Here is a 23510-nt window from a genome sequence, read left to right as displayed (position 1 = left end):
CCGCTCACCAGTTGAACATCGTGCCGTCCTCCAGCCGGTTCACCGGCAGGAAGGCGCGCTTGTATTCGTACTTGGTGGCGAGCGTCTCGTCGATGTCGACGCCGAGGCCGGGGGCGTCGCCCGGGTGCATCAGGCCGTCCTTGAAGCTGTAGGCGTGGGGGAACACCGCATCGGTCTCCTCGGTGTGGCGCATATATTCCTGGATGCCGAAGTTCGGCACGCTGAGGTCGAAGTGCAGCGCCGCGGCCATGCACACCGGTGACAGATCGGTCGCGCCGTGGCAGCCGGTGCGGACGTTGTAGAGATCGGCGAAGCTGGCGATGCGCCTGAGGTGCGTGATGCCGCCCGCATGGACGACGGTCGCGCGGATATAGTCGATCAGCTGTTCCTCGATGAGCTGCTTGGCGTCCCAGATCGAATTGAAGATCTCGCCGACCGCGAGGGGAGACGTGGTGTGCTGGCGGATCAGGCGGAAATTGGCCTGGTTCTCGGCGGGTGTCGCGTCCTCCAGCCAGAAGGGGCGGTAGGGCTCGAGGTCCTTGCCGAGCCGGCCCGCCTCGATCGGCGTCAGGCGGTGGTGGATGTCGTGGAGCAGGTGGACGTCCCAGCCGAGCGCCTCGCGCGCCTTCTCGAACAATGGCGGCACCGAGCGGAGATATTTCTCGCTCGACCAGAGGTTCTCGGTGGGGAGGTCGGCGTCGGCCGGCTCGTAGAAATAGCGGTCCTTCGACACGCCGTAGGTGGAGGCGAGGCCCGGCACGCCCGACTGGAGCCGGATCGCCTTGTAGCCCTGTTCCTTGTAGTGGAGCGCGTTGTCGATCGTCTCCTCGATCGTCTTGCCGTTGGCGTGGCCGTAGACCATCGCGCCCTCGCGGCTGGCGCCGCCGAGGAGCTGGTAGACGGGGAGGCCCGCGATCTTGCCCTTGATGTCCCACAGCGCGGTGTCGACCGCGGCGATCGCCGACATGGTGACGGGGCCGCGCCGCCAATAGGCGCCCTTGTAGAGGAACTGCCAGACGTCCTCGATCCGGTGGGCGTCGCGGCCGATCAGACAGGGGATGACATGGTCGGCGAGGTAGCTCGCCACCGCCAGCTCGCGGCCGTTCAGGGTAGCGTCGCCGAGGCCGTAGACGCCCTCGTCGGTCTCGATCTTCAGCGTAACGAAATTGCGCCCGGGCGAGGTGATGATGACGCGGGCGGCAGTGATCTTGGGCACGAAGGGCTCCCGGTTAGGCGATGGTGAGCGTGGTGGACTGGACCGCGGCGGAGCTGTTGCCAACCATGATCGCGACCTGGCCGGGCTCGACCACCTCGCGCATCGCGGCGTTCCAGATGCGGAGATGCTCGGGGCCGAGGGTGAAGGTGACGGTGCGCGCCTCGCCGGGGGCGAGCGTCACGCGGCGGAAGCCCTTGAGCTCCATCACGGGGCGCGTGACCGACGGCGTCAGGTGGCGAATGTAGAGCTGGACGACCTCGTCGCCCGCCCGCGCGCCGGTGTTGCGGACCTCGACCGAGACGGTGACCTGGCCGTCGCGGGGAATGCTCGGCGAGGAGATCACCGGCTTGCCGACCGCGAAGCTGGTGTAGCTGAGGCCGTGGCCGAAGGGGAACAGCGGGGCCGTGCTCTCGAACAGATAGCCGCGGCGGGCGCTCGGTTTATGGTTGTAGAACAACGGGATCTGGCCGGCGTCGCGGACCACGCTGACCGGCAGCTTGGCGCCCGGATTGACGTCGCCGAACAGCGCCTCGGCGATCGCGGTGCCGCCTTCCTGGCCGGCGTACCAGCATTCGAGGATAGCGTTGGCGCGCTCGGCCACCGTGGGCCAGCTCGGGGGGCGGCCGTTGATGGCGCAGACGACCACCGGCTTGCCGAGCGCCGCCAGCGCCAGGAACAGGTCGTTCTGCTGGGCGAGCAGGTCGAGGTCGGCGCGGTCGCCGAGGTGGTTGGCGGCGAAGCCTTCGCGGCTGGTCTGCTCGGTGTCGCCGATCGCGAGGACGATGACGTCGGCGCCCTTGGCCGTCTCCACGGCTTCGGCGATCAGGCGGCGGTTTTCCGTGGGATTGCCGAGGGTTACCTCGTCCGCCGAGCGGTCCTCGCTCTGGGTGATGAACACGCCCTGGGCGGTGACGACCCGGGCCTTGCCGGCGAGGCGGGTGCGGATGCCGTCGAGGAGGCTCACCGTCTGCTTCGGCACGCTCGAATAGCCGCCGAGGCGGGCCACGGCCGCGTTGGGGCCGATCACCGCGATGGTGCCGGCGGGCTTCAGGGGCAGGGTGCCGTCGTTCTTGAGGAGACATAGCGCCTTGCGGGCGGCCTCCAGTGCGAGGGCGCGGGCTTGGACATTGCCGGTCAGGCGATTCGTCGATTCGACATCGCCGTAGGGATTGTCGAACAAGTCGGCGCGGAACTTGAACGTGAGGATGCGCGCGACGGCGACATCCACGGCGGCGATGTCCACCTTGCCCGCGCGGACCTGGTCGGCGAGCGTCCGGTAGGCGACGCCGTCGGGGAGGTTGCTGTCCACGCCCGCCGCCAGCGCCTGACGTGCCGCCTCCTCGAGGTCGGCGGCGACGTGGTGGAACTTGGCGAGCTCCTCGACCGCGCCATAGTCGCTGGAGACGATGCCGTCGAAGCCCCATTCACCGCGCAATACGTCGTGGAGCAGCCAGCGATTGGCATGGCTGGGGACGCCGTCGATCTCGTTGTAGCTCGGCATCACCGCGGCGATCGCGGTGCGCTCGACCACCGCGCGGAACGGCGGGAAGAAATTCTCCCTGAGCTCGCGTTCGGAGATCTGGGCGGGGCCGATGTTCTCGCCGCCCTGGGGCTGGCCGTGGCCGGTCATGTGCTTGAGCGTCGCGAACACCTTGCCGGGCGCGAGCCGGTCGAACTTGCCGGGGCCCTGCAGTCCCTCGACCGCCGCCACGCCCATCTCGGCGCAGAGATAGGCGTCCTCGCCGAAGGTCTCCTCGATCCGGCCCCAGCGCGGATCGCGGACGATGTCGACCACGGGGGAGAGGACGTAGGGCACGCCGCGCGCCCGCACCTCGCGCGCGATCACCGACTGGACGCGGCGCATGAGATCGGTGTCGAAGGTCCCGGCCAGCGCGATCGCCTGCGGGAACATCGTCGCCTCGGTCGCCATATAGCCGTGGAGCGATTCCTCGTGGAACAGCACCGGGATGCCGAGCCGGGTCTTCTCCAGCGCCCAGCGCTGCACCGCGTTGACGAAGGCGACGGTCTCCGCCGGGGTGCGCCAGCGCGCGGCGTTGCCGCCGGCGGCGGCGCTGATGCCCGGCCCGCCGCGCTTGTCCGACGCGCGCGAGATCGCGCCGACGCCGTCCGGATAGGCGGCCGAAGCCTTGGCGGGATCGAAGGTCAGCCCGTCCATCACATCGGCCTTGGTCGCCCAGAGCGCGACGAGCTGCGCGACCTTCTCCTCCAGCGTCATGCGGCCGAGCAGGTCGCGGACGCGGTCGGGGATCGGCGCACGCGCGTCCTTGTAGAGCGGGGCGGCGGCGAGCGCGGCGCGTGGCAGCAGCGGCAGGGCGGAGGCCGAGGCGAGCAGCCCGAGCAGACGGCGGCGGGCGATCATCGGACGGCCAATCATCGAATGGTCAGCGTCGCGGTCTTGAGGTCGACCGAATTGCCCCCGGCCATGATGGTGAAGGTGCCGGGCTCGACCACGCGCTTCATGTCCTTGTCCCACAGCTCGAATGCGCGGGAATCGAGGCGGAAGGTGACCGTCTGGCGCTCGCCGGGCTTCAGCGTGACGCGGCGGAAGGCCTTGAGCTCCTTGACCGGGCGGGTGACCGAGCTGACGTCGTCGCGGACATAGACCTGCACCACCTCGTCGCCCGCCCGCGCGCCGGTGTTGGCGACGTCGACCGCGACGTCGACGCTGCCGTCGCGCGCGATCGAGGGGGAGGAGAGGCGCGGCGCGCCGATCTCGAAGCTGGTGTAGCTGAGGCCGTAGCCGAACGGGAACAGCGGCGTGTTCGGCGAGAACAGATAGCCGCGGTGCGCGGTCGGCTTGTAGTTGTAGAACATCGGCAGCTGGCCGACGCTGCGCGGGATGCTGACCGGCAGCTTGCCGCCCGGATTGACGTCGCCGAACAGCGCGTCGGCGAGCGCGTTGCCGCCCTGCTCGCCGAGATACCAGCCCTCGATGATCGCATTGGCCTGGTCGGCGACCTTCTGGATCGAGAGCGGGCGGCCGTTGAGCATCACCACGGCGATCGGCTTGCCCAGTGCCTTCAGCGCGTCGAACAGGTCCTGCTGCTGCCCGACGAGGTCGAGGCTGGCGCGGTCGCCGAGGTGATTGTCGGCCCAGGCCTCGCGGCTGGTCTGCTCGGTGTCGCCGATCGCGAGGACGATGGTATCGGCGCCCCTGGCCGCCTCGACCGCGGCGGCGATGCGCTTCGCGTTCTCGGCCGGGTCGGCGAGCTTGACCTCATCGGCCCACCAGTCGTCGTTCTCGGTGATCCTGACCCCTTCGGAATAGACGATCCGCGCCTTCGACCCGAGCTTGGCCTTGATGCCGTCGAGCAGCGAGACCGGGTGCGGCGGTTGGCCGTAATAGCCGCCGAGCCGCGGCACCGCGGCATTGGGGCCGATCACCGCGATCGTGCCGGCCGGCTTCAGCGGCAGCGTGCCGTCGTTCTTGAGCAGCACCATCGAGCGCTCGGCGGCGAGGCGGGCGGCGGCGATGGCGTCGGCGTTGTTCGTCACCTTCCGTGCCGCGGCGGCGTCGGCATAGGGATGCTCGAACAGGCCGGCGCGGAACTTGAGCGTCAGCATGTTGCGCACCGCGTCGTCGACCAGCTTCTCCGATACCTTGCCCGCGCGCACGGCGTCGGCGAGCGTCGCATAGTTGATGCCGTCGGGCAGGTCGGCGTCGACGCCCGCCTGCAGCGCCAGCACCGCCGCGCCGGCATGATCGGGGGCGATGTGGTGGAGGTCGGCGAGCTGGTCGATCGCCGAATAGTCGCTGGTCACCGCGCCCTTGAAGCCCCATTCGCCGCGCAGCACGTCGCGCAGCAGCCAGCGGTTGGCGTGGCTGGGAACGCCGTCGATCTCGTTGTAGCTCGGCATCACCGCGGCCGGGCCGGCACGGCGGATCACCGTCTCGAACGGCGGGAAGAAATTCTCGCGGAGCTCGCGGGTCGAGATCGGGGCGGGGCCGACGTTGGTGCCGCTCTCCGGCTGGCCGTGGCCGGTGAGGTGCTTGAGCGTGGCGAAGACCTTGCCGGGGGCGAGCCGCTCGGGCTTGCCGGGGCCTTCCAGCCCCTCGACCGCGGCGACGCCGAGCTCGCCGACCAGATAGGGGTCCTCGCCGAAGGTCTCCTCGATGCGGCCCCAGCGCGGGTCGCGGGCGATGTCGACCACGGGGCTCAGTGCGAGCGTGACACCGCGCGCAGCGATCTCGCGCGCGGTCACGCCGTTGAGGCGGCGGACGAGGTCGGGATCCCAGCTCGACGCCAGCGCGATCGGCACCGGGAAGCTGGTCGCGCCGACCGCGGCGTAGCCGTGCAGCCCCTCCTCATGGAACAGGATCGGGATGCCGAGCCGGGTCCTGGTGAGCGCGTAGCGCTGGAGGTCGTTGACCAGCTCGATCGTGCGGGCGACGTCGCGGCCCGGCACCACGCGCGGCGAGACCGGGCCCTGCGCGTCCGAGGGGCGGGCGAAGCCGCCGATGCCGTTGGGGTAGAGCTCGGCCATCTTCGCGGGATCGAGCTTCTGGTTGGCGTCGAGCAGCTTGGTCTTGCCGACCCACACGGTCAGCAGCTGGGCGACCTTTTCATCCAGGGTCATGCGCTTGAGCAGGTCCTCGACGCGGTCGGCGACGGGGGCCTTGGGGTTCTTGTACAGCGCGTTGGCTTCGACGGCAGGCGGCGCGGACTGCGACAGCGCGGCGGTGCCCGGGACGATCGCCGTGCCGAGCAGGAGAGCGGTCAGCAGGCGGTGGGCGGGCAGGGTGCGCAAGGGTCGAATCCTCTCTGTGGGTGCAGCCCGCTGCGACATGCATCGCGCGGCCGCTTTATTGATAGCGCTACCAATGCTATCGGTTGGGCGAACGATGTCAATGCCGACGAAGGTGGGCAAAGTTCATTTAAGCCCCTCCCCTTCAGGGGAGGGGTTGGGGTGGGGCCTATCCACGGGCGATATCGTTTGCGGCACTGCCCCACCCCCAACCCCTCCCCTGAAGGGGAGGGGCTAAGAAGGGAGGATGAGGATGGGCTGGTTCGGGCGATTGGCGGCGATGGTTTGTGCGGTGCTGTGGCTTGTCCCCACGGCTGCCTTTGCCGAGGACGGCTATGACCTCTGGCTCCGCTATCGTCCGTTGGCTCCGGCGAAGGCTGCGGCGGTGCGGGAGCGTGCTGCCGCAATCGTGCTGCCCGAACACCCCTCGCCGACGATCCGCGCGGCCGCGGATGAGGTCGAGCGCGGGATCGCCGGCCTGACCGGAGCCCGGCCGCCGATCGCCGATGCGCCGCGCGCGGGGGCGGTCCTGCTCGGCACGCCCGCGACATCGCCGGCGATCGGGGCATTGCGGCTCGATCTCTCCAAGGTCGGCGACGAGGGGTATCTGATCCGCACCGCGACGGTGAACGGCGCCCCGGTGACCGTGATCGCCGCGAACCGTGACGTCGGCGTGCTCTATGGCGCCTTCGCCTGGCTGGCGCGCATCCAGCGGGGCGAGGCGATCGACCGGATCGACGTTGCCTCGGCGCCGAAGATCCGGCTGCGCGTGCTCGACCATTGGGACAATCTCGATGGCTCGGTCGAGCGCGGCTATGCCGGCCAGTCGATCTGGGACTGGTGGAAGCTGCCGGCGTGGACCGATCCGCGCTACACCGACTATGCCCGCGCCAACGCCTCGGTCGGGATCAACGGGACGGTCCTCAACAACGTCAACGCCAAGGCCGACAGCCTGACCGCGCCCTATATCGCCAAGGCGGCGGCGGTGGCGGACGTGCTGCGTCCCTACGGCATCCGCGTCTACCTCTCGGCGCGCTTCACCGCGCCGATCGAGATCGGGGGGCTCAAGACCGCCGATCCGCTCGATCCGGCGGTACGGGCGTGGTGGGCGGCCAAGGCCGATGAGATCTATCGCGCGATCCCTGATTTCGGCGGTTTCCTGGTCAAGGCGAACAGTGAGGGGCAGCCGGGGCCGCAGGACTATCACCGCACCCATGCCGACGGCGCCAACATGCTGGCGGCGGCGGTGGCGCCGCATGGTGGCATCGTGATGTGGCGTGCGTTCGTCTATTCGGAGCACGACAGCGAGGATCGCGCGAAGCAGGCCTATTCGGAGTTCAAGCCGCTCGACGGCCGGTTCGCCGCCAATGTGCTGCTGCAGGTCAAGAACGGTGCGATCGACTTCCAGCCGCGCGAGCCCTTCCATCCGCTGTTCGGCGCGATGCCCAGGACGCCGCTGATGCTGGAAGTCCAGATCACCAAGGAATATCTCGGCCAGGCGACGCACCTCGTCTATCTCGGCGCGCTGTTCGAGGAGGTGTTGAAGGCCGATACGATGGCCGAGGGGCCGGGGTCGACGGTGGCGCGGGTGGTGGACGGGTCGCTCGACGGCCACCGGCTGACCGGGATCGCCGGGGTCGCCAACATCGGCAGCGACCGCGACTGGAGCGGATCGACCTTCAACCAGGCCGACTGGTACGCCTTCGGGCGGCTGGCGTGGGACCCGGAGGCGTCGGCGCGGGTGATTGCCGGGGATTGGGCGCGGATGACCTTCGCGCCCGATCCGGCGCTGGTCGGGCCGGTCGTCGAGATGATGATGGCCTCGCGGCAGGCGGTGGTCGATTACATGACGCCGCTCGGGCTCGCGCACATGATGGGGACGGGGCACCATTACGGGCCGGCACCATGGGTGAGCGATCTCGCGCGGCCGGAGTGGAACCCGGCCTATTACCATCGCGCCGACAAGGCGGGGATCGGCTTCGACCGGACCGCGAGCGGCAGCGATGCGATCGCGCAATATGCGTCGCCGGTGGCGCGGCGGTTCGGGTCGTTGAGGAGCGTCGGCGACGATTATCTGCTGTGGTTCCATCATGTGCCCTGGGGTTATCGCATGGCCGATGGCGCGACGCTGTGGGATACGCTGGTGCGGCGCTACGACGGCGGGGTCGCCGCGGTGGCGAGGATGCGCGCGGGCTGGCAGGCGTTGGAAGGGCGGGTCGATGCCGAGCGGTTCCGCAAGACCGCCGCTTTCCTGGCGATCCAGCAGGCGGAGGCGGGGTGGTGGCGCGACGCCTGCATCGCCTATTTCCAGAGCATCAACGGCCTGCCGCTGCCCGCCGGTAGCGCGCCGCCGGCGCACGACCTCGGCTATTACAAGGCGCTCAGCTTTCCCTATGCGCCGGGGCATTGAACGTCACCGTTCGCCGCATCGGCGTTGACAGCGACTTGGGGCAGGGGCCAGGAATGTGAGCGATACCATTTTCAGCTTTCGCTTTCGCCGGCATCGCGCAGCCTCCCATCCCCGCGCGCCGTCGGTATCCTCGCTGGCGGCCGGAGCGATCCGGCCGCCATTTCTTTGCCGTCTGTTGCGCTGGCGGAACCGACGGCGTAGCGAGAGCAGGAGGAGTATCGCGGCTTGAGCCGAAGACCATCACGGCGGCAGGGCAATGCCGCGACGATCAACGACGTGGCGAAGCGGGCGGGTGTCTCGCCGATGACCGTGTCGCGCGTGATCAACAACGAGGACAGCGTGCGCCCGGCGACGCGCGAGCGCGTCAACGAGGCGATCGCCGCGCTCAACTATTCGCCGAACCAGGCGGCGCGCAGCCTGGCGGGGGCGCATCCGATCCGGATCGGGCTGCTCTACAGCAATCCGAGTGCCGCCTATCTCAGCGAGTTCCTGGTCGGCAGCCTCGACTATGCCAGCCGCGCCAACGTGCAGCTGATCGTCGAGAAATGCGATCCCGGCGAGCATGAGAGCGAGGTGGCGGAGCGGCTGATCCGCGACGGGGTCGACGGGATCGTCCTGCCGCCGCCGCTGTGCGATTCGACCGAGCTGCACGCGGTGCTGCGCCGCGCCGACGCGCTGGCGGTGGCGGTGGCGAGCGGGCATCCGCCGGCGGGCTTCTCCGCGGTCAGCATCGACGACCACCGCGCCGCGTTCGAGATGACGCGGCACATCGCGCGGCTCGGGCACCGGCGGATCGGCTTCATCACCGGCAACCCCAACCAGACCGCGAGCGAGCGCCGGCTGGAAGGGTATCGCGACGCGCTGGCGGCGGCGGGGCTGCCGGCCGACGACGCGCTGGTCGAGCAGGGGCTGTTCACTTATCGCTCCGGCCTCGACGCGGCGGAGCAGCTGCTCGGCCTCGCCGATCCGCCGTCGGCGATCTTCGCGAGCAACGACGATATGGCGGCGGCGACGGTGGCGGTGGCGCATCGGCGCGGGCTCGACGTGCCGAGCGACCTTACGGTCTGCGGGTTCGACGACACCGCGCTCTCGACGACGATCTGGCCGGAGCTCACTACCATCCACCAGCCGATCACCGACATGTCGCTGGCGGCGGTCGAGCTCCTGGTGCGCGAGATCCGGGCGCGGCGGTCGGGGTCGCCCGAGGCGCCGGTGCACCGTCAGCTCGACTTCACGCTGGTCCGCCGCCAGTCGGACGCCGCGCCGCGGCGGCGTCCGCCGGTGGTGTAGGGCTCCTTTCAATCCTCCCCCGCCAGGGGGAGGGGGACCGCCGAAGGCGGTGGAGGGGGAGGACGGCGATCCGCTATCGGCGTGCTTCCTCCCCCCTCCGTCACGCTTCGCGTGCCACCTCCCCCTGGCGGGGGAGGATTGAAAGATCAGCCGACCATCTCTTCCAGCTCGCGGCCGCGGGTCTCGTGGACCAGGGCGCGGACGAAGAAGAAGGAGACGAGGGCGCTGAGGGCGTAGAAGCCGTAGGTGAAAGGCAGGCCGACGCCTGCCGCCAGCGCCGGGAAGCTCACCGAGATGGCGAAGTTGGCGATCCACTGCGCGAAGCCGGACACCGCCAGGCCCGAGCCGCGGATCTGGTTGGGGAACATCTCGCCGAGCATCACCCACATCACCGGGCCCCAGCTCAGGTTGAACAGCGCCGAGTAGAGCAGGGCGCTGATGAAGGCGAGGCGGCCGAAGCCGGGCGAGAGCGCGAGGTGGCCGCCTTCGCCGAGCGCGCCGGTCGAGAAGGAATAGGCCATCAGCGCCAGCGTCACCGCCATGCCGGCCGATCCGATCAGCAGCAGCGGCTTGCGGCCGATGCGGTCGACGGTGAAGATCGTGACGACGCAGGCCGCGATCGAGACGAGGCCGGAGATGATGTTGGTGATCAGCGCGTCGTTCTCACTGAAGCCGACCGACTGCCACAGCACCGCGCCGTAGTAGAAGACGATGTTGATGCCGACGAACTGCTGGAACACGGCGAGGCCGATGCCGGCCCAGACGATCGGGCGGACGCGGCCGTTGGCGCCGATCAGGTCGGACAGCTTGGGCCGATGGTGGTCGGCGGCGAGGCTGGCGCGGATCTCGGCGACCTTGGCGCGGGCGTGGTCCTCCCCGAACAGGCGGGTCAGCACCCCTTCGGCCTCGGCATCGCGGCCCTTGAGGACGAGGTAGCGGGGGCTTTCCGGGATCAGCAGCAGCGTGACGAGGTAGATCGTCGCCGGGATGACCTGCAGCCAGAACATCCAGCGCCAGGCCGGATAGCCGCCCCACAGCGGCGCGGTCGACCCGCCGGCGCTGTGCGCGAGCGCGTAATTGGCGAAGAAGGCGCCGGTGAGGCCGGTGATGATCATCACCTGCTGGATGCTGGACAGGCGGCCGCGGATGTTCGCGGGCACCACCTCGCTGATATAGACCGGCGCGAGCACGCTCGCCGCGCCGACGCCGAGGCCGCCGACGATGCGCGCGACGATGAACACCGCCGACGAGCCCGCCGCGCCGGCGCCGAGCGCGCTCAGGATGAACAGGATCGCGGCGATCATCATCACGTTGCGCCGCCCGATCAGGTCGGCGAGCCGCCCGGCGGCGAAGGCGCCGGCCGCGCAGCCGATCAGGATCGCGCCGACGTTGAGCCCGGTGCCGAGCTTCGACAGGTCGAACGCCCGCTCGAGCCCCTCCTGGGTGCCGTTGATGACGCCCGAATCATATCCGAACATGAAGCCGCCGATCGTCGCCACCGCGACGACCAAGGCGACGAACGCGTAGTTCGTGCGTGCTGCTGCCTGTGTCGTGGCCAATTGACCCCTCCCATCTCGCGCGGCGGACATTCCGCCGGCGGTTATTGCTTCATCGTGACGGCCGCCTCGGTGACCGGCACGCCCGGCACGTCGACCGCGAAGGCGAACAGGTCCCCCGCCTCAGGTTGCGCCGCGAGCGCGGCGGCGTCCAGCCCCTGGCGCGCGGTGGTGGCATAGGCGGTCTTGAGGTCGGGACCGCCGAGCGCGATCTTGGTGACGTTGGCCGTCGGCAGCTTGACCGTCTCGACCAGCTTGCCGTCGGGCGCATAGCGCCGCGCGCCCCAGCCGCCGTAAAGGCCGATCCACACGCAGCCCTCGGCATCGACGGTCGGGCCGTCGGGATAGCCGGCGCCGTCCTCGATCGTCACGAAGACGCGCGGCTTGCCGAGCGTCGCGTCGTCATTGATCGGTACGGCGTAGATGGTGCGGCCGGTGGTATCGACCGGATAGAGCGTGCGGCCGTCGGGCGAGATCGTCGGGCCGTTGGTGATCGTCACCGGCGGAAAGCCGGTGTCGCGCACGCCGCGATCGTCGAAGGTGTAGAAATGGCCGGTCGGCTTGCCCTCGGCATTGTCCATCGTGCCGAACCAGATGCGGCCGCGGGCGTCGGTGACGGCGTCGTTCAGCCGGTTCTGCGGCCGGTCGGGCTCCACCGCGGCGAGCGGGCGCAGGCTGTTGTCCGCGGGATCGAAGGCGGCGAGGCCGCGCTGCAGCCCGACGACGAAGCCGTGTCCGCGCGCCGGCAGCACCCAGCCGACCTGCGCCGGCATGTCCCATTTCGCGAGCTTGCCCGTCGCCGGATCGAAGCGGTGGACGTGCGGCCCCTTGATGTCGACGAACCACAGCGCGTTGTCGCGCGCGACCCACACCGGTCCTTCGCCGAGCTCGGCCCCGACCTTCGCGACCCGATCCACCTTGCCTGCCATGTCAGCGCCACCCCGCGTCGACGAAATAGTCGTGACCCGTGCACATACGCGCATCGTCCGAGGCGAGGAAGAGCACCAGCGCGGCGACGTCCTCGGGCTGGATGCGTCCGTCGAGGCATTGCGCCGCGACGATCTCCGCCTCGCCCTCGGGCGTGTACCATTTCATCTGGCGCGGCGTCTGGACGTTGCCCGGCACGATGGTGTTGACGCGGATGTTGGCGCGGCCGAGGTCGCGCGCGAGGCTGCGCGTCAGGCCCTCGATCGCCGCCTTGGCGGTCTGGTAGAGCACCAGCTCGCCGAGCGCGAGGTGCCAGCTGATCGAGCCGAAGTTGAGGATCACGCCGCCGCCGCCCCGCTTCATCGCCGGCACCACCGCCTGCGCGGCGAAGAACTGATGGCGCAGGTTCACCGCCATGCGCTCGTCCCAATAGTCGGGCGTGACCTGCTCGATCGCATGGCGGTCATCGCTGGCGGCGTTGTTGACGAGGACGTCGAAGCCGCCGAGCTCGCGCTCGATCTCGCCCAGCGTGCGCTGGAGGGCGGCGACGTCGGTCAGGTCGCAATGGGTGAACCGCGGCGCGTGGCGGCTGTCCGGCGCGAGCCGGTCGACCAGCGCGCGGCTTTCCTCCTCGAGGATATCGATGAAGGCGACGCGCGATCCCTGGCGGGCGAACGCCTCCACCAGGCCCGCGCCGATGCCGCTGCCGCCGCCGGTCACGAGCACGCGCTTGTCGGCCAGGCTGGGATAGATGGCGTGCTGGGTCACGGAGGATGTCTCGGAGATACTCAACATAGGGTCCTGATCGGGTGCCGGCTCCGGAGCGGAGGCGGTGAGGTCGGTCACTCGGCGGTCTCGGGCTGGCGCGTACCGAGCAGGCCGCGTGCGGCGAGGTTGCTCATCAGCGCGCCGATTCCGAAGCGCCATGGCGCCGCGTCCCTGGCGGTGACGACGCGGTTGGCGAGGCGGCCGAGGCGGGGCGCGGCGATCGTCACGACGTCGCCGACCTTGTGGGTGAAGCCGCGCTGCGGCTCGTCGCGGTCCTGGGTCGGGGCGAACAAGGTACCGAGGAACAGCACGAAGCCGTCGGGATAATGGTGCTCGCTCATCGTCTGCTTGAGCAGGATCTCGGGATCGCGGCTGATCTCGCTCATGTTGCTGCGGCCTTCGAGGCGATAGCCGTCCTCGCCCTCGATCAGCAGTTCGACCTCGGCACGGCGCACGTCGTCCATGGTGAAGCCGTCGTCGAACAGGCGGAAGAAGGGGCCGATCGAGCAGGAGGCATTGTTGTCCTTGGCCTTGCTCAGCAGCAGGGCGGAACGGCCTTCGAAATCGCGCAGGTTGACGTCGTTGCCGAGCGCGGCGCCGACTGCCTGGCCCCGTGAATCCGCCAGCAGCACGACCTCCGGCTCGGGGTTGTTCCAGGTCGAATCGGACCGCACGCCGATCTCCGCGCCCCAGCCGACTGTCGCCAGCACCGGCGCCTTGGTGAAGATCTCGGCATCGGGGCCGATCGCGACCTCGAGATATTGCGACCACATGCCCTCGGCGATCAGCGCTTCCTTGAGCGATGCCGCTTCGGCGGACCCGGGGGTAACGGCGCGCAGCGAGCCGCCGATGATGGTTTCGAGCCGGGCACGCACCGCCGCCGCGGCGTTGGCGTCGCCGAGCGCGCGTTCCTCGATCACGCGTTCCAGCGTGGAGACGGCGAAGGTGACGCCGGCCGCCTTGACGACCTGGAGGTCGAGCGGGCTCAGCAGGCCGTAGCCGGCGCCGTGGTCGGGGCCGATGCCGATCGCGAGCTCGTCGAGCGGGCCGAGCGCGCGGCCGCCTGCGGATGTGAAGGCGCGTCGTTCGACCAGCGCGGAGACGGTCGGGGCGACGGCGGCCATGTCATAGGCGATGCCGTTCGCGACGAGGATCGGGCTCGGGCCTTCGGGGCCTTCCAGCCGGCCGAGGAATTTGCCCTGCCGCCAGTCCTCCGGCAAGGCGCGATCCGCGCTGAAAATCCTGTCAAACATCCCCGTCCCAGTCTTGAATAGGTGGTAGCGCTACCATCTTGTGAGAGGGGGCGAGTGTCAAGCGAAACCTTGGTCGGATATGATCGGTCCTTTCGTTAGAGAGATCGACATTCAAGCCCCGTGGAGAGTGCGTATCCCCTTTCAATCCTCCCCCGCGAGGGGGAGGTGGCAGTTCTCGCGAAGCGGGAGCTGACGGAGGGGGAGGGTGGCGACTCGCCATCGGTTTGCTTCCTCCCCCTCCGTCACACTTCGCGTGCCACCTCCCCCTCGCGGGGGAGGATTGGAATCCGATTGCCGTAGCACGCTAACGGCTTTCATTTGACAAAAAGTTTTATTTAATCGAGGTTGAGGCGATCGGGCGGTCAACGGCTCGGCCGGCGATCGCGCGGCGATAACAGAAGCATGGGAGAGGGCGCACGCCCTCGCAGCGAATGAGGGGGTGATGGCGATTCAGTCTCCAAACGCGCGTCGGCGCACGTTCCTTTTTGCAGCCGCGGCGGCCTGCGCCATCGCCGGCGCGGGCGTGGCCTGTGCCCAGGCCGGGCAGTCCCGACAACCCGTCGACGAGGCCAACCCCCTCGTCGGCACCGCGCCGCTCGACCGGCCCGAGCTGCTCGGCAATGCGCCGCCGCCGGGGGAGCCGGCCTATTCGGGCCAGACCTCGCCGGGCGCGCGGCTGCCGCACAGCTCGACCGAGGCGGCGCCGGTCAACGTCAATGTCGAGCTGAGCTATCCGTTCGGCGTCCCGGCGCCCTATCATTATCCCAATCCGACAATGATCGGCTTCACCGGGGGCGGCGGCAGCTCCTATGGTGCGCGGGCCGAGCCGATCGTCATGCCGGTGGTCGGCGACTGGACGGTGCCGCCGGCCTATAGCCAGGCCTGGTACGACAAGTCGCGCGAGAAGGCGTCGCCCGGCTATTATTCGGTCTATCTCGACACTTTCCGGACCAAGGCGGAGCTGACCGCGACGCAGTGGACCAGCCTGATGCGGTTCACCTTCCCCGAGAACAAGCGGTCGAACGTCATCGTCAACCTGCGCCGCGATGGCGGCGAGGTGGAGATCGTCGGCGACCGTACCGTCCGCGGGCATTCGCAGGACCGCGACGCAGGGCATGGCGCCGACGGGCCCTATTTCGTCGCGGAGTTCTCGCGGCCGTTCACTGCCTCCGGCACCTTCCGCGCGACCAGCGAGCACAAGGGCTGGGGCATCGGCGACAAGGGCGTCGAGCCGGGCAGGCGCAGCGTCTCCGGCAGCTATGCGGGCGCCTATCTCACCTTCGCTACGGGTGCCGGCGAGACGGTGCTGATGAAGATGGCGCATGGCCACAGCTATGCCGAGGCCGAGCAGCGGCTGCGCGCGGAGCAGCCGGGCTGGGATTTCCAGCGCGTCCATGATGCGGCGCGCGGGGAATGGGCCAAGATCCTCGATCGGGTCCAGGTCACCGGCGGGACGGCGAAGCAGCGGATGCTGTTCTATTCGACGCTGTTCCAGTCCTTCGCCAGCCCGCGGCTGATCGCGGGCAAGGGCGAGCGGTTCACCGACGCCAGGGGGCAGGCGCGGACGGTCGACTACGACCGCTACAGCCCGGTGCCCTTCTGGGATACCGGCCGCAACCAGATCGTGCTGCTCGAGCTGATGGAGCCCGAGCTGACGCGCGACGTGATGCAGTCCGAGCTCGACATGGCGCGCGAGAAGGGGTTCATGAACACCTCCTTCCACGGCGACAATGCGGTGTTCCTGTATCTCGGCGCGTGGCGGCGGGGCATCCCGTTCGACTATGCCGCGGCGTACGAATATCTGCGCAAGAACGCGATGGATCCCAAGGGGCCGCGCGACTATCTCGCCGAGTATCAGAAGAACGGCTGGATCGCGGACATCGTCCCCGACGGCAACCCCAGCCCGCCCTATGCCGGCGGCAAGGCGGGGGCGGCGACCACGCTCGAATATGCGTGGGACGATTTCGCGATGGCCGAATATGCCGAGCGGCTTGGCAAGCACGACGATGCGCGGCTGTTCCGCCAGCGGGCGCTCAACTACCGCAACGTGTTCGACCGCTCGGTCGGCTTCATCCGCGGGCGCACCGCCAACGGCAAGTGGATCGCGCCGTTCGATCCGGGCGAACCCTATTACAACTTCATGATGAAGGAGGCGTCGGGCTGGTCGACGCTCTGGCTGGTGCCGCACGATGTGCAGGGGCTGATCGACCTGCTCGGCGGGCGCAAGGCGTTCAATGCCAAGCTCGATGAGTTCTTCGGCACGCCGTACAATCCCAAGGGCATCTGCCGCGACTGCACCGGCATGATCGGGCAGTATGTCCAGGGCAACCAGCCGGACCAGCATGCGCCCTATCTCTATGCCTGGAGCGGGCAGCCGTGGAAGACGCAGGCGCTGACACGGCGCATCCTCGACCAGCTCTATGGCAGCGACGCCTCGGGCTATGCCTTCCCCGGCATGGACGATCAGGGGGCGACCTCGTCCTGGTACGTGCTGAGCGCGATGGGCTTCTACACGGTCGATCCGTCGAGCCAATATTATGTCCTCGGCAGCCCGATCTTCGACACGGTCAAGCTGCGGCTGGGCAACGGCAGGACGCTGGAGATCGTTGCGCGGAACAACTCGGCGGCGAACATGTACGTCCAGTCGGCGACGCTGAATGGGCGGCGCTGGACCAAGCCCTGGTTCAGCCATGACGACATCAAGGATGGGGCGAAGCTGGTGCTGGAGATGGGGCCGAAGCCAAATCCGGCCTGGGGCAGCGCGCCGACCGATGCGCCGCCGTCGCTGTCGGGGAAATGAGGGGATGACGATGATCGTGAAGCTGGCGGGCGCGCTGCTGGGGCTGGCGCTTGCGTCGGGTGCGGTTGCGCAGGATGCGGTCTATACCGGCGAGGTGATGACGCGCTGGGGGCGGGAGGTGACGCCCGAGAACGTCTGGCGCAGCTATCCGCGTCCGCAGATGAAACGGGACAAGTGGCTGAACCTCAATGGCCGCTGGGACTATGCGATCACCCGCGCCGCCGCGCCGCAGCCGGCGCAGTGGGACGGCCGGATCCTCGTGCCGTTCCCGGTCGAGGCCAAGCTGTCCGGCGTCGCGCGCAAGGTCACGCCGGATGATCGGCTGTGGTATCGCCGCAGCTTCACCGTGCCGGCCGATTGGGCCGGGCAGAATGTGAAGCTGAACTTCGGCGCGGTCGACTATGCGGCGCGGGTGTGGGTCAACGGCGCGATGGTCGGGGCGCACGAGGGCGGCTTCGACGCGTTCGGTTTCGACATCACCGATTATCTGCGGCCGGGTAGCAACGAGCTGGTGATCCAGGTCGCCGACCCGACCAGCGCCGGCAGCCAGCCGCGGGGCAAGCAGTCGCTCGATCCGTCGGGCATCTGGTACACTGCCGTCAGCGGCATCTGGCAGACCGTGTGGCTCGAGCCGGTGCCGAAGCTCCATATTGCCGACGTGCGCGCGACGCCCGACATCGACCGCGGGGTGGTGGAGGTCGACGTCGCGCTCAGCGGCTGGGCCAATGACACCGATGCGGTGCGCCTGACCGCGCGGAGCGGCGGCAAGGCGATCGCCTCGACCCTGATCCGCGCCAATCGCCATACGACGCTGGCGATTCCGAATGCGCATCTCTGGTCGCCCGAGGACCCGTTCCTCTACGACCTGACCGCCGAGCTGGTGACGGTGCGCGATCCCTATGCCGGTAAGCCGGAGCGCGACCGCGTCTCCTATGATGCGCGCTTCACCAAGGGCGAGCGCGATACCTATGCCGCGGCGCGGGTCGCCGGCGCGCCGCGCGACCGGGTCGAGACCTATTTCGCGATGCGCAAGATCTCGGTCGGGCCGGGGCGCGTCGCCGGCCAGCCGGTGCTGCTGCTCAACAACAAGCCCTATTTCCAGAACGGCACGCTCGACCAGGGCTGGTGGCCCGACGGGCTCTACACGCCGCCGTCGGAGGAGGCGATGAAGAGCGACCTCGTCTTCCTCAAGAAGGCGGGATTCAACATGCTGCGCAAGCACATCAAGGTCGAGCCGGCGCGCTATTACTATGACGCCGATCATCTCGGGATGCTGATCTGGCAGGACATGCCGTCGGGCGGGGGCGAGGACCAGTTCGTCACCGGCACCAGCCAGAGCCAGGCGGTGTTCTCGTCCGACCTGATGGCGGTGCACCAGAACGAGCTCGCCCGCATGGTTGGCGGGCTGCGCGCCTTTCCGTCGATCGTGATGTGGGTGGTGAACAACGAAGGCTGGGGCCAGTATGATTCCGCGACGCTGGCGCGCTACGTCAAGGGCATGGACCCGAGCCGGCTGGTCAATGCCGACAGCGGCTGGCTCGACGTCGCGCCGACCGTGTCCGACGTGTTCGACATCCACACCTATGAGGACGTGCCGCGGCGGCCCGAGCGGCAGAGCGTGCGGGCGATCGTGCTCGGCGAATATGGCGGCATTGGCCTGCCGGTCGAAGGGCACATCTGGCGGCCTAGCAAGCGCAACTGGGGCTATCAGACCGCGAAGGACGAGGGCGACTATCTCGCCCGCTATCGCCGCAAGCTGGAGGAAGTGATCCGCCAGGCGAAGGACCATGGCCTCAGCGCCTCGGTCTATACCCAGACCACCGACGTCGAGGACGAGGTGAACGGCCTGCTCACCTACGACCGCGCGGTGGCCAAGGCGCCCGCCGAGTCGCTTGCCAGGATCGCCGCGCCGCTGTGGGAGAGCGACGGAAAGCGATGAGCGGGGTGGCCTAGGCGCGACGTTCGTCGCGCTTCGGCACCGCACCGGCGCTGCGCGGGCGGCGGTGCCGGCGTCGCTGCCCCGCCGAGCGGCGGAAATCCGGGCTTTCGGTGTGCCTTGTTCGGACAGCTGAAAACGTCGCTCCAATGATCCAATTGACAAATTGCTTTTTATATTCTGAAACAATGTTGCTTTCGCTGCTGCTGCGAATCGGACGGCCTAGAACCGCGTCCGGCCGGGCGGCGTGAAGCGAGGGACAAGCCGGAGGCCGTGGACGCCTCCGTCAGAGGGAGGACTATCTGAAATGCACGCTCGTCACGCACACCGCTCGCGCACCGTTTCGCGTAACCGCTTCACCCGCGATCTCATGTTGTCGGCCAGCGTGATCGTCGGCTTCGCCGGCGTCGCGCAGGCGCAGGATGCGTCCCCGGCCGCTCCCGCCGCGCAGGCGTCGCAGGAGGCTGCGCGGGCGTCGCAGGAGGCGGCTCGGGCGTCGCAGGAAGCCGCCCGGGCATCGCAGGAGGCGGCACAGGCCTCACAGGAGGCCGGCCAAGCCTCGCAACAGGCCGCGGAAGACATCGTCGTCACCGGCTATCGCCAATCGATCGAGGCCAGCCTCGAGCAGAAGCGCAACGCCAATGCCTTCGTCGACGTGATCACCGCCGAGGACGTCGGCAAATTCCCCGACAAGAACGTCGCCGATTCGCTGCAGCGCGTGCCGGGCGTCATCATCGACCGCGACGGCGGCGAGGGTAGCCGGGTCAGCATCCGCGGCCTGAGCTCCGACCTGACGCTGACCGAGCTCAACGGCAATTTCATCGCCTCGGCCGACGGCGACGATCCGGACCGGTCGTTCAACTATTTGTTGCTGCCGTCGAATTTCATCGGCAGCGTCGAGGTGTTCAAGTCACCCGAGGCGCGGCTCGACGAGGGTGGTGTCGGCGGCGTCATCATCAATCACACGCGCAAGCCGTTCGACCTCGATCCGTGGTCCGGCAGCGTCCAGGTCGAAGGCACCTACGCCGACGTGAGCAAGAAGGTCGAGCCGACCGTCTCGGGCATGCTTTCATGGCATGATCCGGAAAACCGGATCGGCTTCCTGGTCGGTGCGACCTATCAGGAGCGCACCAACCGGACGCTCTCGGCGAGTGGCGACAGTTGGCATTGGTGGACCGACGACAAGACCACTAATCCCGCGACCGACGTCAACGGCAATGTCTTCGCGAACGACGCCGCGATCGATTATTGGAACAGCGGCCAGGATGCGGGCACGACCACCCGCGACGGGACGCACTATAGCGGCTATTGGGCGCCTCAGTCGGTAGCCGAGACCATTCGCGACGAGAAGCGCAAGCGGCTCGGCATCCAGGCGACGATGCAGGTGAAGCCGTTCGACAATTTCACGGTCACGGCGAACTATTTCCGTTTCCAGCTCAACGGCAACTACACGTCGAGCACCATCAAGATCCCGGAATGGGGCTACGGCAATTTCTTCACCGGCGCGACGCTCGACCCGAGCGGGACGATCTTCACCGGCGCCTCGTTCGAGGTGCCGCCGGAGGGAACCGGGTGCCGCGTCCCCGGCAATCTTTGCACGATGGAGACGCCGGCGCCTCAGGACACCTATGTGCGCCAGAAGACCGTTTCCAACACCTATGACGTGCGCGGCGAATGGACGCATGACCGTCTGGGCGTGAACTTCGTGCTCGGCAAGACGAAGGCGACCGGCGGGCCGTCGTTCCAGTTCTTCGCCCAGGCCAAGCCGCGCGCGGGGACGGTCAACGGCAACATGCTGAGCGCGTGGAACTTCACCGACCAGTCGATCGCGATGCAGGTCTCGCCCGACGTGCTGCAGAACATGCTGAACGGCGTCGCCCAGATCGATCTCGGCTCGACCGGTTCCGGCTTCACCAACAGCTCGATCTCGCAACGCTACGCACAGGTCGACGTGACGCGCGACTTCGACAGCTTCATCGACTCGGTCCAGGTCGGCGCCAAGTGGCGCGACGGCCGCGTTCACCGCCAGACCGGCCGCTTCGAATGGTATTCGGATGAGGCGAACACGCTGCGTTTCCAGGATACCCCTGGCGGCGCGCTGGCGCTGCCGGAAATCTTCTACCCCAAGTCGATGGGGAATATTGCCGGCGGCTTTGAGACCAATGTCTTCCCAGCGATCAACATCGCCAACTACATCGATTATCTGAACAAGACCTATAACGGACCGGTGCGCGTGCCCGAGCCGCAGAACGTCTACGACATCGGCGAGCGGATTTGGGCCGGTTACGCGCAGGTGAACTTCAAGACCGATACGATCCGAGGTAATCTCGGCGTCCGCGTCGTCAACACCAAGCAGACCGGCACCTCGACCGACACGCTGTATTATGAGGACGATTACTGCGTGAACGGCCCGGGCGGCCCGTTCTCGCCGCCGCCGGTCGGCGAGGACGGCAACTGCCTCGTGATCCCGCAGGCCCAGCGCGAGCGCCGGGTATACAGCCAGAACGATGAGTCGAAGAGCTACACCGACGTCCTGCCGAGCTTCAACATCGCGTGGAACGTGACCCCGACCCTGCTGGCTCGCGGTGCGGTTTCGAAGGTGATCTCGCGGCCGGGCTACGGCGATCTTGCCGGGGCGCGCTCGCTGACCTTCAATGCCGATCCGTTCGTCTACGACCGCGCGCAGTTCGGCGCCCTGCCGGGCTGGTTCGGCAACGGCGGCAATTTCGACCTGAAGCCGTTCAATGCGTGGCAGTACGACCTTGGCCTCGAATGGTATTTCCACCGCGGGTCGGTGGTCGGCGTGACGCTGTTCCGCAAGGACGTCTCCGATTTCATCGTGCCCGTCGTGGTCGACCTGCCGCAGGAGGTCGCCGGCGAGACGGTGACGGTCCAGCAATATGCCACCCAGGCCAACGGCTCCAAGGCGGTGTCGCAGGGCGTCGAAGTCTATGCCCAGCATACGCTGGATTTCGGTCTCGGCGCGCAGGTCAACTTCACCTACAACGACACCTCGATCGCCGACGTGAGCCTGAACGGCACCAATATCGGCAAGTCGCCGCTGGTGGGCAGCGCCAAGACGCAGATCAACGCGTCGGTGTATTACGAGCACGGACCGGTGCTGCTGCGTGCGTCGTACAACCGTCGCGGCGAGGTCGTTCGGGGCCTGCAATCCGGCCTGAACGTCTATGACGATCCGTACGAGCAGGTCGACCTCAACGCGTCGTACGACATCTTCAAGAACTTCCAGCTGACCGCCTCGGTCATCAACCTGACCAAGTCGGAGCAGCGGTCGCATCTCGGCAACGACACCAAGGATCGTTTCGTTTCGAACTATTATTCGGGGCGCCGTGCCTATGTCGGCCTCGCGTACAAGTTCTGACGATCGGGTTTGACCAGCTCCCCGGGGATGGCCCCCCAGCCTCCGCCATCCCCCTCTCCCGCCGGGCGCCACCACTTGCGCCTGGCGGGAGTGATGGAGGACCATGAGGCTGTGAGTATTGTAGGGGTCAGCGCCGAACCATGAGAAAGAGTCTCGCCGGCATCGCGGCGGCAGCGGCGCTGGGGCTGTCGGGATGGGCATTCGCCGAGAACCCGATCGTGCCCGGCTGGTATGCCGATCCGGAGATCCGGGTGTTCGCCGGCCGCTACTGGATCTATCCGACCCTGTCGGACGATTCCGACCCACCGGAGGCGAGCCCGCGATTCTCGGCGGAGCAGGCGCAGGCGCGCAAGCGGCGGACCGTCCGGCCGTCCTACGTCAAGCAGACCTATTTCGACGCCTTCTCCTCGCCTGACCTCGTCCACTGGACCAGGCATCGCCGCGTGCTCAGCACCGAGACCGTCGCCTGGGCGGCCTATGCGGTGTGGGCGCCCTCGGTGATCGAGGTGAAGGGGCGCTACTACATGTTCTTCGGCGCCAACGACATCCAGAGCGACCAGGAGCAGGGCGGCATCGGCCTCGCCGTCAGCGACCGGCCGGAAGGGCCGTTCAAGGATGCGCTCGGCAAGCCGCTGATCGGTGCCTTCCACAGCGGCGCGCAGCCGATCGACCCGTTCGTGTTCCGCGACGATGACGGACAGGTCTATCTCTATTACGGCGGCTGGAGCCACTGCAACGTCGTGCGCCTGAGCGACGACCTGCGTTCGGTGGTGCCGTTCGCCGACGGCACGACCTACAAGGAGATCACGCCGCCCGGCTATGTCGAGGGCTCGTTCGTGATCAAGCGCAAGGGCGTCTATTATCTGATGTGGTCGGAGGGCGGCTGGACCGGGCCCGACTACAGCGTCGCCTATGCCATGGGGCCGAGCCCGCTCGGGCCGTTCAAGCCGATGGGCAAGATCCTGCAACAGGACTTTCGCATCGCGCGCGGGGCGGGGCATCATTCGGTGGTCAACGTGCCCGGCACCGACGACTGGTACATCGCCTATCACCGCCGGCCGCTTGGCGACGATATCGGTGAGCATCGCCAGCTCGCGGTCGACCGGATGATCTTCAATCCGGACGGGACGATCCGGCCGGTGGTGATGACCAATGAGGGCGTGACGCCGCGGCCGATCGGCCACGCGCGAACAGGAGGAGAGTGA

13 protein-coding genes are annotated in these 23510 nt (G+C 68.2%); 6 read left to right on the top strand and 7 right to left on the bottom strand.

What is annotated here, in order from left to right; genetic code table 11:
• Positions 1–4: 4 nt before the first annotated feature.
• Genes manD through LZK98_RS15060 form a run of 3 tightly spaced genes read right to left on the bottom strand, consistent with a single transcriptional unit; the run spans position 5 to position 6025 of the window.
• A complete protein-coding gene (manD, locus tag LZK98_RS15070; protein ID WP_233783245.1) occupies positions 5–1216 on the bottom strand; it encodes a D-mannonate dehydratase ManD in 1212 nt (403 codons plus the stop codon).
• A gap of 13 nt (positions 1217–1229) precedes the next feature.
• The gene (locus LZK98_RS15065; protein ID WP_233783243.1) at positions 1230–3596 is read right to left on the bottom strand and encodes a glycoside hydrolase family 3 N-terminal domain-containing protein; all 2367 of its coding nucleotides are present in this window, start codon (positions 3594–3596) and stop codon (positions 1230–1232) included.
• An 11-nt stretch (positions 3597–3607) separates the two neighbouring features.
• Positions 3608–6025, bottom strand: coding sequence for a glycoside hydrolase family 3 N-terminal domain-containing protein (locus tag LZK98_RS15060; protein ID WP_233783241.1), 2418 nt, complete (start codon positions 6023–6025; stop codon positions 3608–3610).
• 211 nt (positions 6026–6236) lie between these two features.
• Between LZK98_RS15060 and LZK98_RS15055 the strand changes: the two genes are divergently transcribed.
• Positions 6237–8393 carry an alpha-glucuronidase family glycosyl hydrolase gene (locus LZK98_RS15055; protein WP_406693354.1) on the top strand — a complete coding sequence of 719 codons (2157 nt, stop codon included), beginning with the start codon at positions 6237–6239 and terminating at the stop codon, positions 8391–8393.
• 225 nt (positions 8394–8618) lie between these two features.
• Positions 8619–9683, top strand: coding sequence for a LacI family DNA-binding transcriptional regulator (locus LZK98_RS15050; protein WP_233783239.1), 1065 nt, complete (start codon positions 8619–8621; stop codon positions 9681–9683).
• Between the two features lie 146 nt (positions 9684–9829).
• Here the strand turns inward: LZK98_RS15050 and LZK98_RS15045 are convergent, their stop codons facing one another.
• From LZK98_RS15045 to LZK98_RS15030, 4 genes are all read right to left on the bottom strand, one after another.
• The gene (locus LZK98_RS15045) at positions 9830–11272 is read right to left on the bottom strand and encodes a sugar porter family MFS transporter (protein ID WP_233783237.1); all 1443 of its coding nucleotides are present in this window, start codon (positions 11270–11272) and stop codon (positions 9830–9832) included.
• Between the two features lie 11 nt (positions 11273–11283).
• Positions 11284–12168, bottom strand: coding sequence for an SMP-30/gluconolactonase/LRE family protein (locus LZK98_RS15040; protein ID WP_233783236.1), 885 nt, complete (start codon positions 12166–12168; stop codon positions 11284–11286).
• A gap of 1 nt (position 12169) precedes the next feature.
• Complete coding sequence (locus LZK98_RS15035) at positions 12170–12934, bottom strand: SDR family NAD(P)-dependent oxidoreductase (protein ID WP_406693353.1); 765 nt, start codon at positions 12932–12934, stop codon at positions 12170–12172.
• 74 nt (positions 12935–13008) lie between these two features.
• Positions 13009–14187: a fumarylacetoacetate hydrolase family protein gene (locus tag LZK98_RS15030; protein WP_233783232.1), complete on the bottom strand. Its 1179-nt coding sequence runs from the start codon at positions 14185–14187 to the stop codon at positions 13009–13011.
• Positions 14188–14629: 442 nt separating this feature from the next.
• On the opposite strand from LZK98_RS15030, the gene LZK98_RS15025 reads away from it, so the two are divergent.
• From LZK98_RS15025 to LZK98_RS15010, 4 genes are all read left to right on the top strand, one after another.
• Positions 14630–16987: a GH92 family glycosyl hydrolase gene (locus LZK98_RS15025; RefSeq protein ID WP_233783230.1), complete on the top strand. Its 2358-nt coding sequence runs from the start codon at positions 14630–14632 to the stop codon at positions 16985–16987.
• Between the two features lie 4 nt (positions 16988–16991).
• On the top strand, positions 16992–18926 hold the full coding sequence (locus LZK98_RS15020; protein ID WP_233783229.1) for a glycoside hydrolase family 2 protein: 1935 nt from the start codon (positions 16992–16994) through the stop codon (positions 18924–18926).
• 304 nt (positions 18927–19230) lie between these two features.
• On the top strand, positions 19231–22305 hold the full coding sequence (locus tag LZK98_RS15015) for a TonB-dependent receptor (protein ID WP_233783227.1): 3075 nt from the start codon (positions 19231–19233) through the stop codon (positions 22303–22305).
• 140 nt (positions 22306–22445) lie between these two features.
• A complete protein-coding gene (locus tag LZK98_RS15010) occupies positions 22446–23510 on the top strand; it encodes a glycoside hydrolase family 43 protein (RefSeq protein ID WP_233783225.1) in 1065 nt (354 codons plus the stop codon).

The sequence above is a fragment of the Sphingomonas cannabina genome (assembly GCF_021391395.1).
GTDB classification, from domain to species: domain Bacteria; phylum Pseudomonadota; class Alphaproteobacteria; order Sphingomonadales; family Sphingomonadaceae; genus Sphingomonas; species Sphingomonas cannabina.
Note: the sequence above shows the minus strand (reverse complement) of the source record. Positions and strands in the feature narration are given on the sequence as shown.

Excerpts from the sequence above, each read along its gene's own strand:
- LZK98_RS15065 (WP_233783243.1), bottom strand. The coding sequence starts at position 3,596 with ATGATCGCCCGCCGCCGTCTGCTCGGGCTGCTCGCCTCGGCCTCCGCC.
- LZK98_RS15060 (WP_233783241.1), bottom strand. The coding sequence starts at position 6,025 with ATGTCGCAGCGGGCTGCACCCACAGAGAGGATTCGACCCTTGCGCACC.
- LZK98_RS15055 (WP_406693354.1), top strand. The coding sequence starts at position 6,237 with ATGGGCTGGTTCGGGCGATTGGCGGCGATGGTTTGTGCGGTGCTGTGG.
- LZK98_RS15045 (WP_233783237.1), bottom strand. The coding sequence starts at position 11,272 with ATGTCCGCCGCGCGAGATGGGAGGGGTCAATTGGCCACGACACAGGCA.
- LZK98_RS15040 (WP_233783236.1), bottom strand. The coding sequence starts at position 12,168 with ATGGCAGGCAAGGTGGATCGGGTCGCGAAGGTCGGGGCCGAGCTCGGC.
- LZK98_RS15030 (WP_233783232.1), bottom strand. The coding sequence starts at position 14,187 with ATGTTTGACAGGATTTTCAGCGCGGATCGCGCCTTGCCGGAGGACTGG.
- LZK98_RS15025 (WP_233783230.1), top strand. The coding sequence starts at position 14,630 with ATGGCGATTCAGTCTCCAAACGCGCGTCGGCGCACGTTCCTTTTTGCA.
- LZK98_RS15020 (WP_233783229.1), top strand. The coding sequence starts at position 16,992 with ATGACGATGATCGTGAAGCTGGCGGGCGCGCTGCTGGGGCTGGCGCTT.
- LZK98_RS15015 (WP_233783227.1), top strand. The coding sequence starts at position 19,231 with ATGCACGCTCGTCACGCACACCGCTCGCGCACCGTTTCGCGTAACCGC.
- LZK98_RS15010 (WP_233783225.1), top strand. The coding sequence starts at position 22,446 with ATGAGAAAGAGTCTCGCCGGCATCGCGGCGGCAGCGGCGCTGGGGCTG.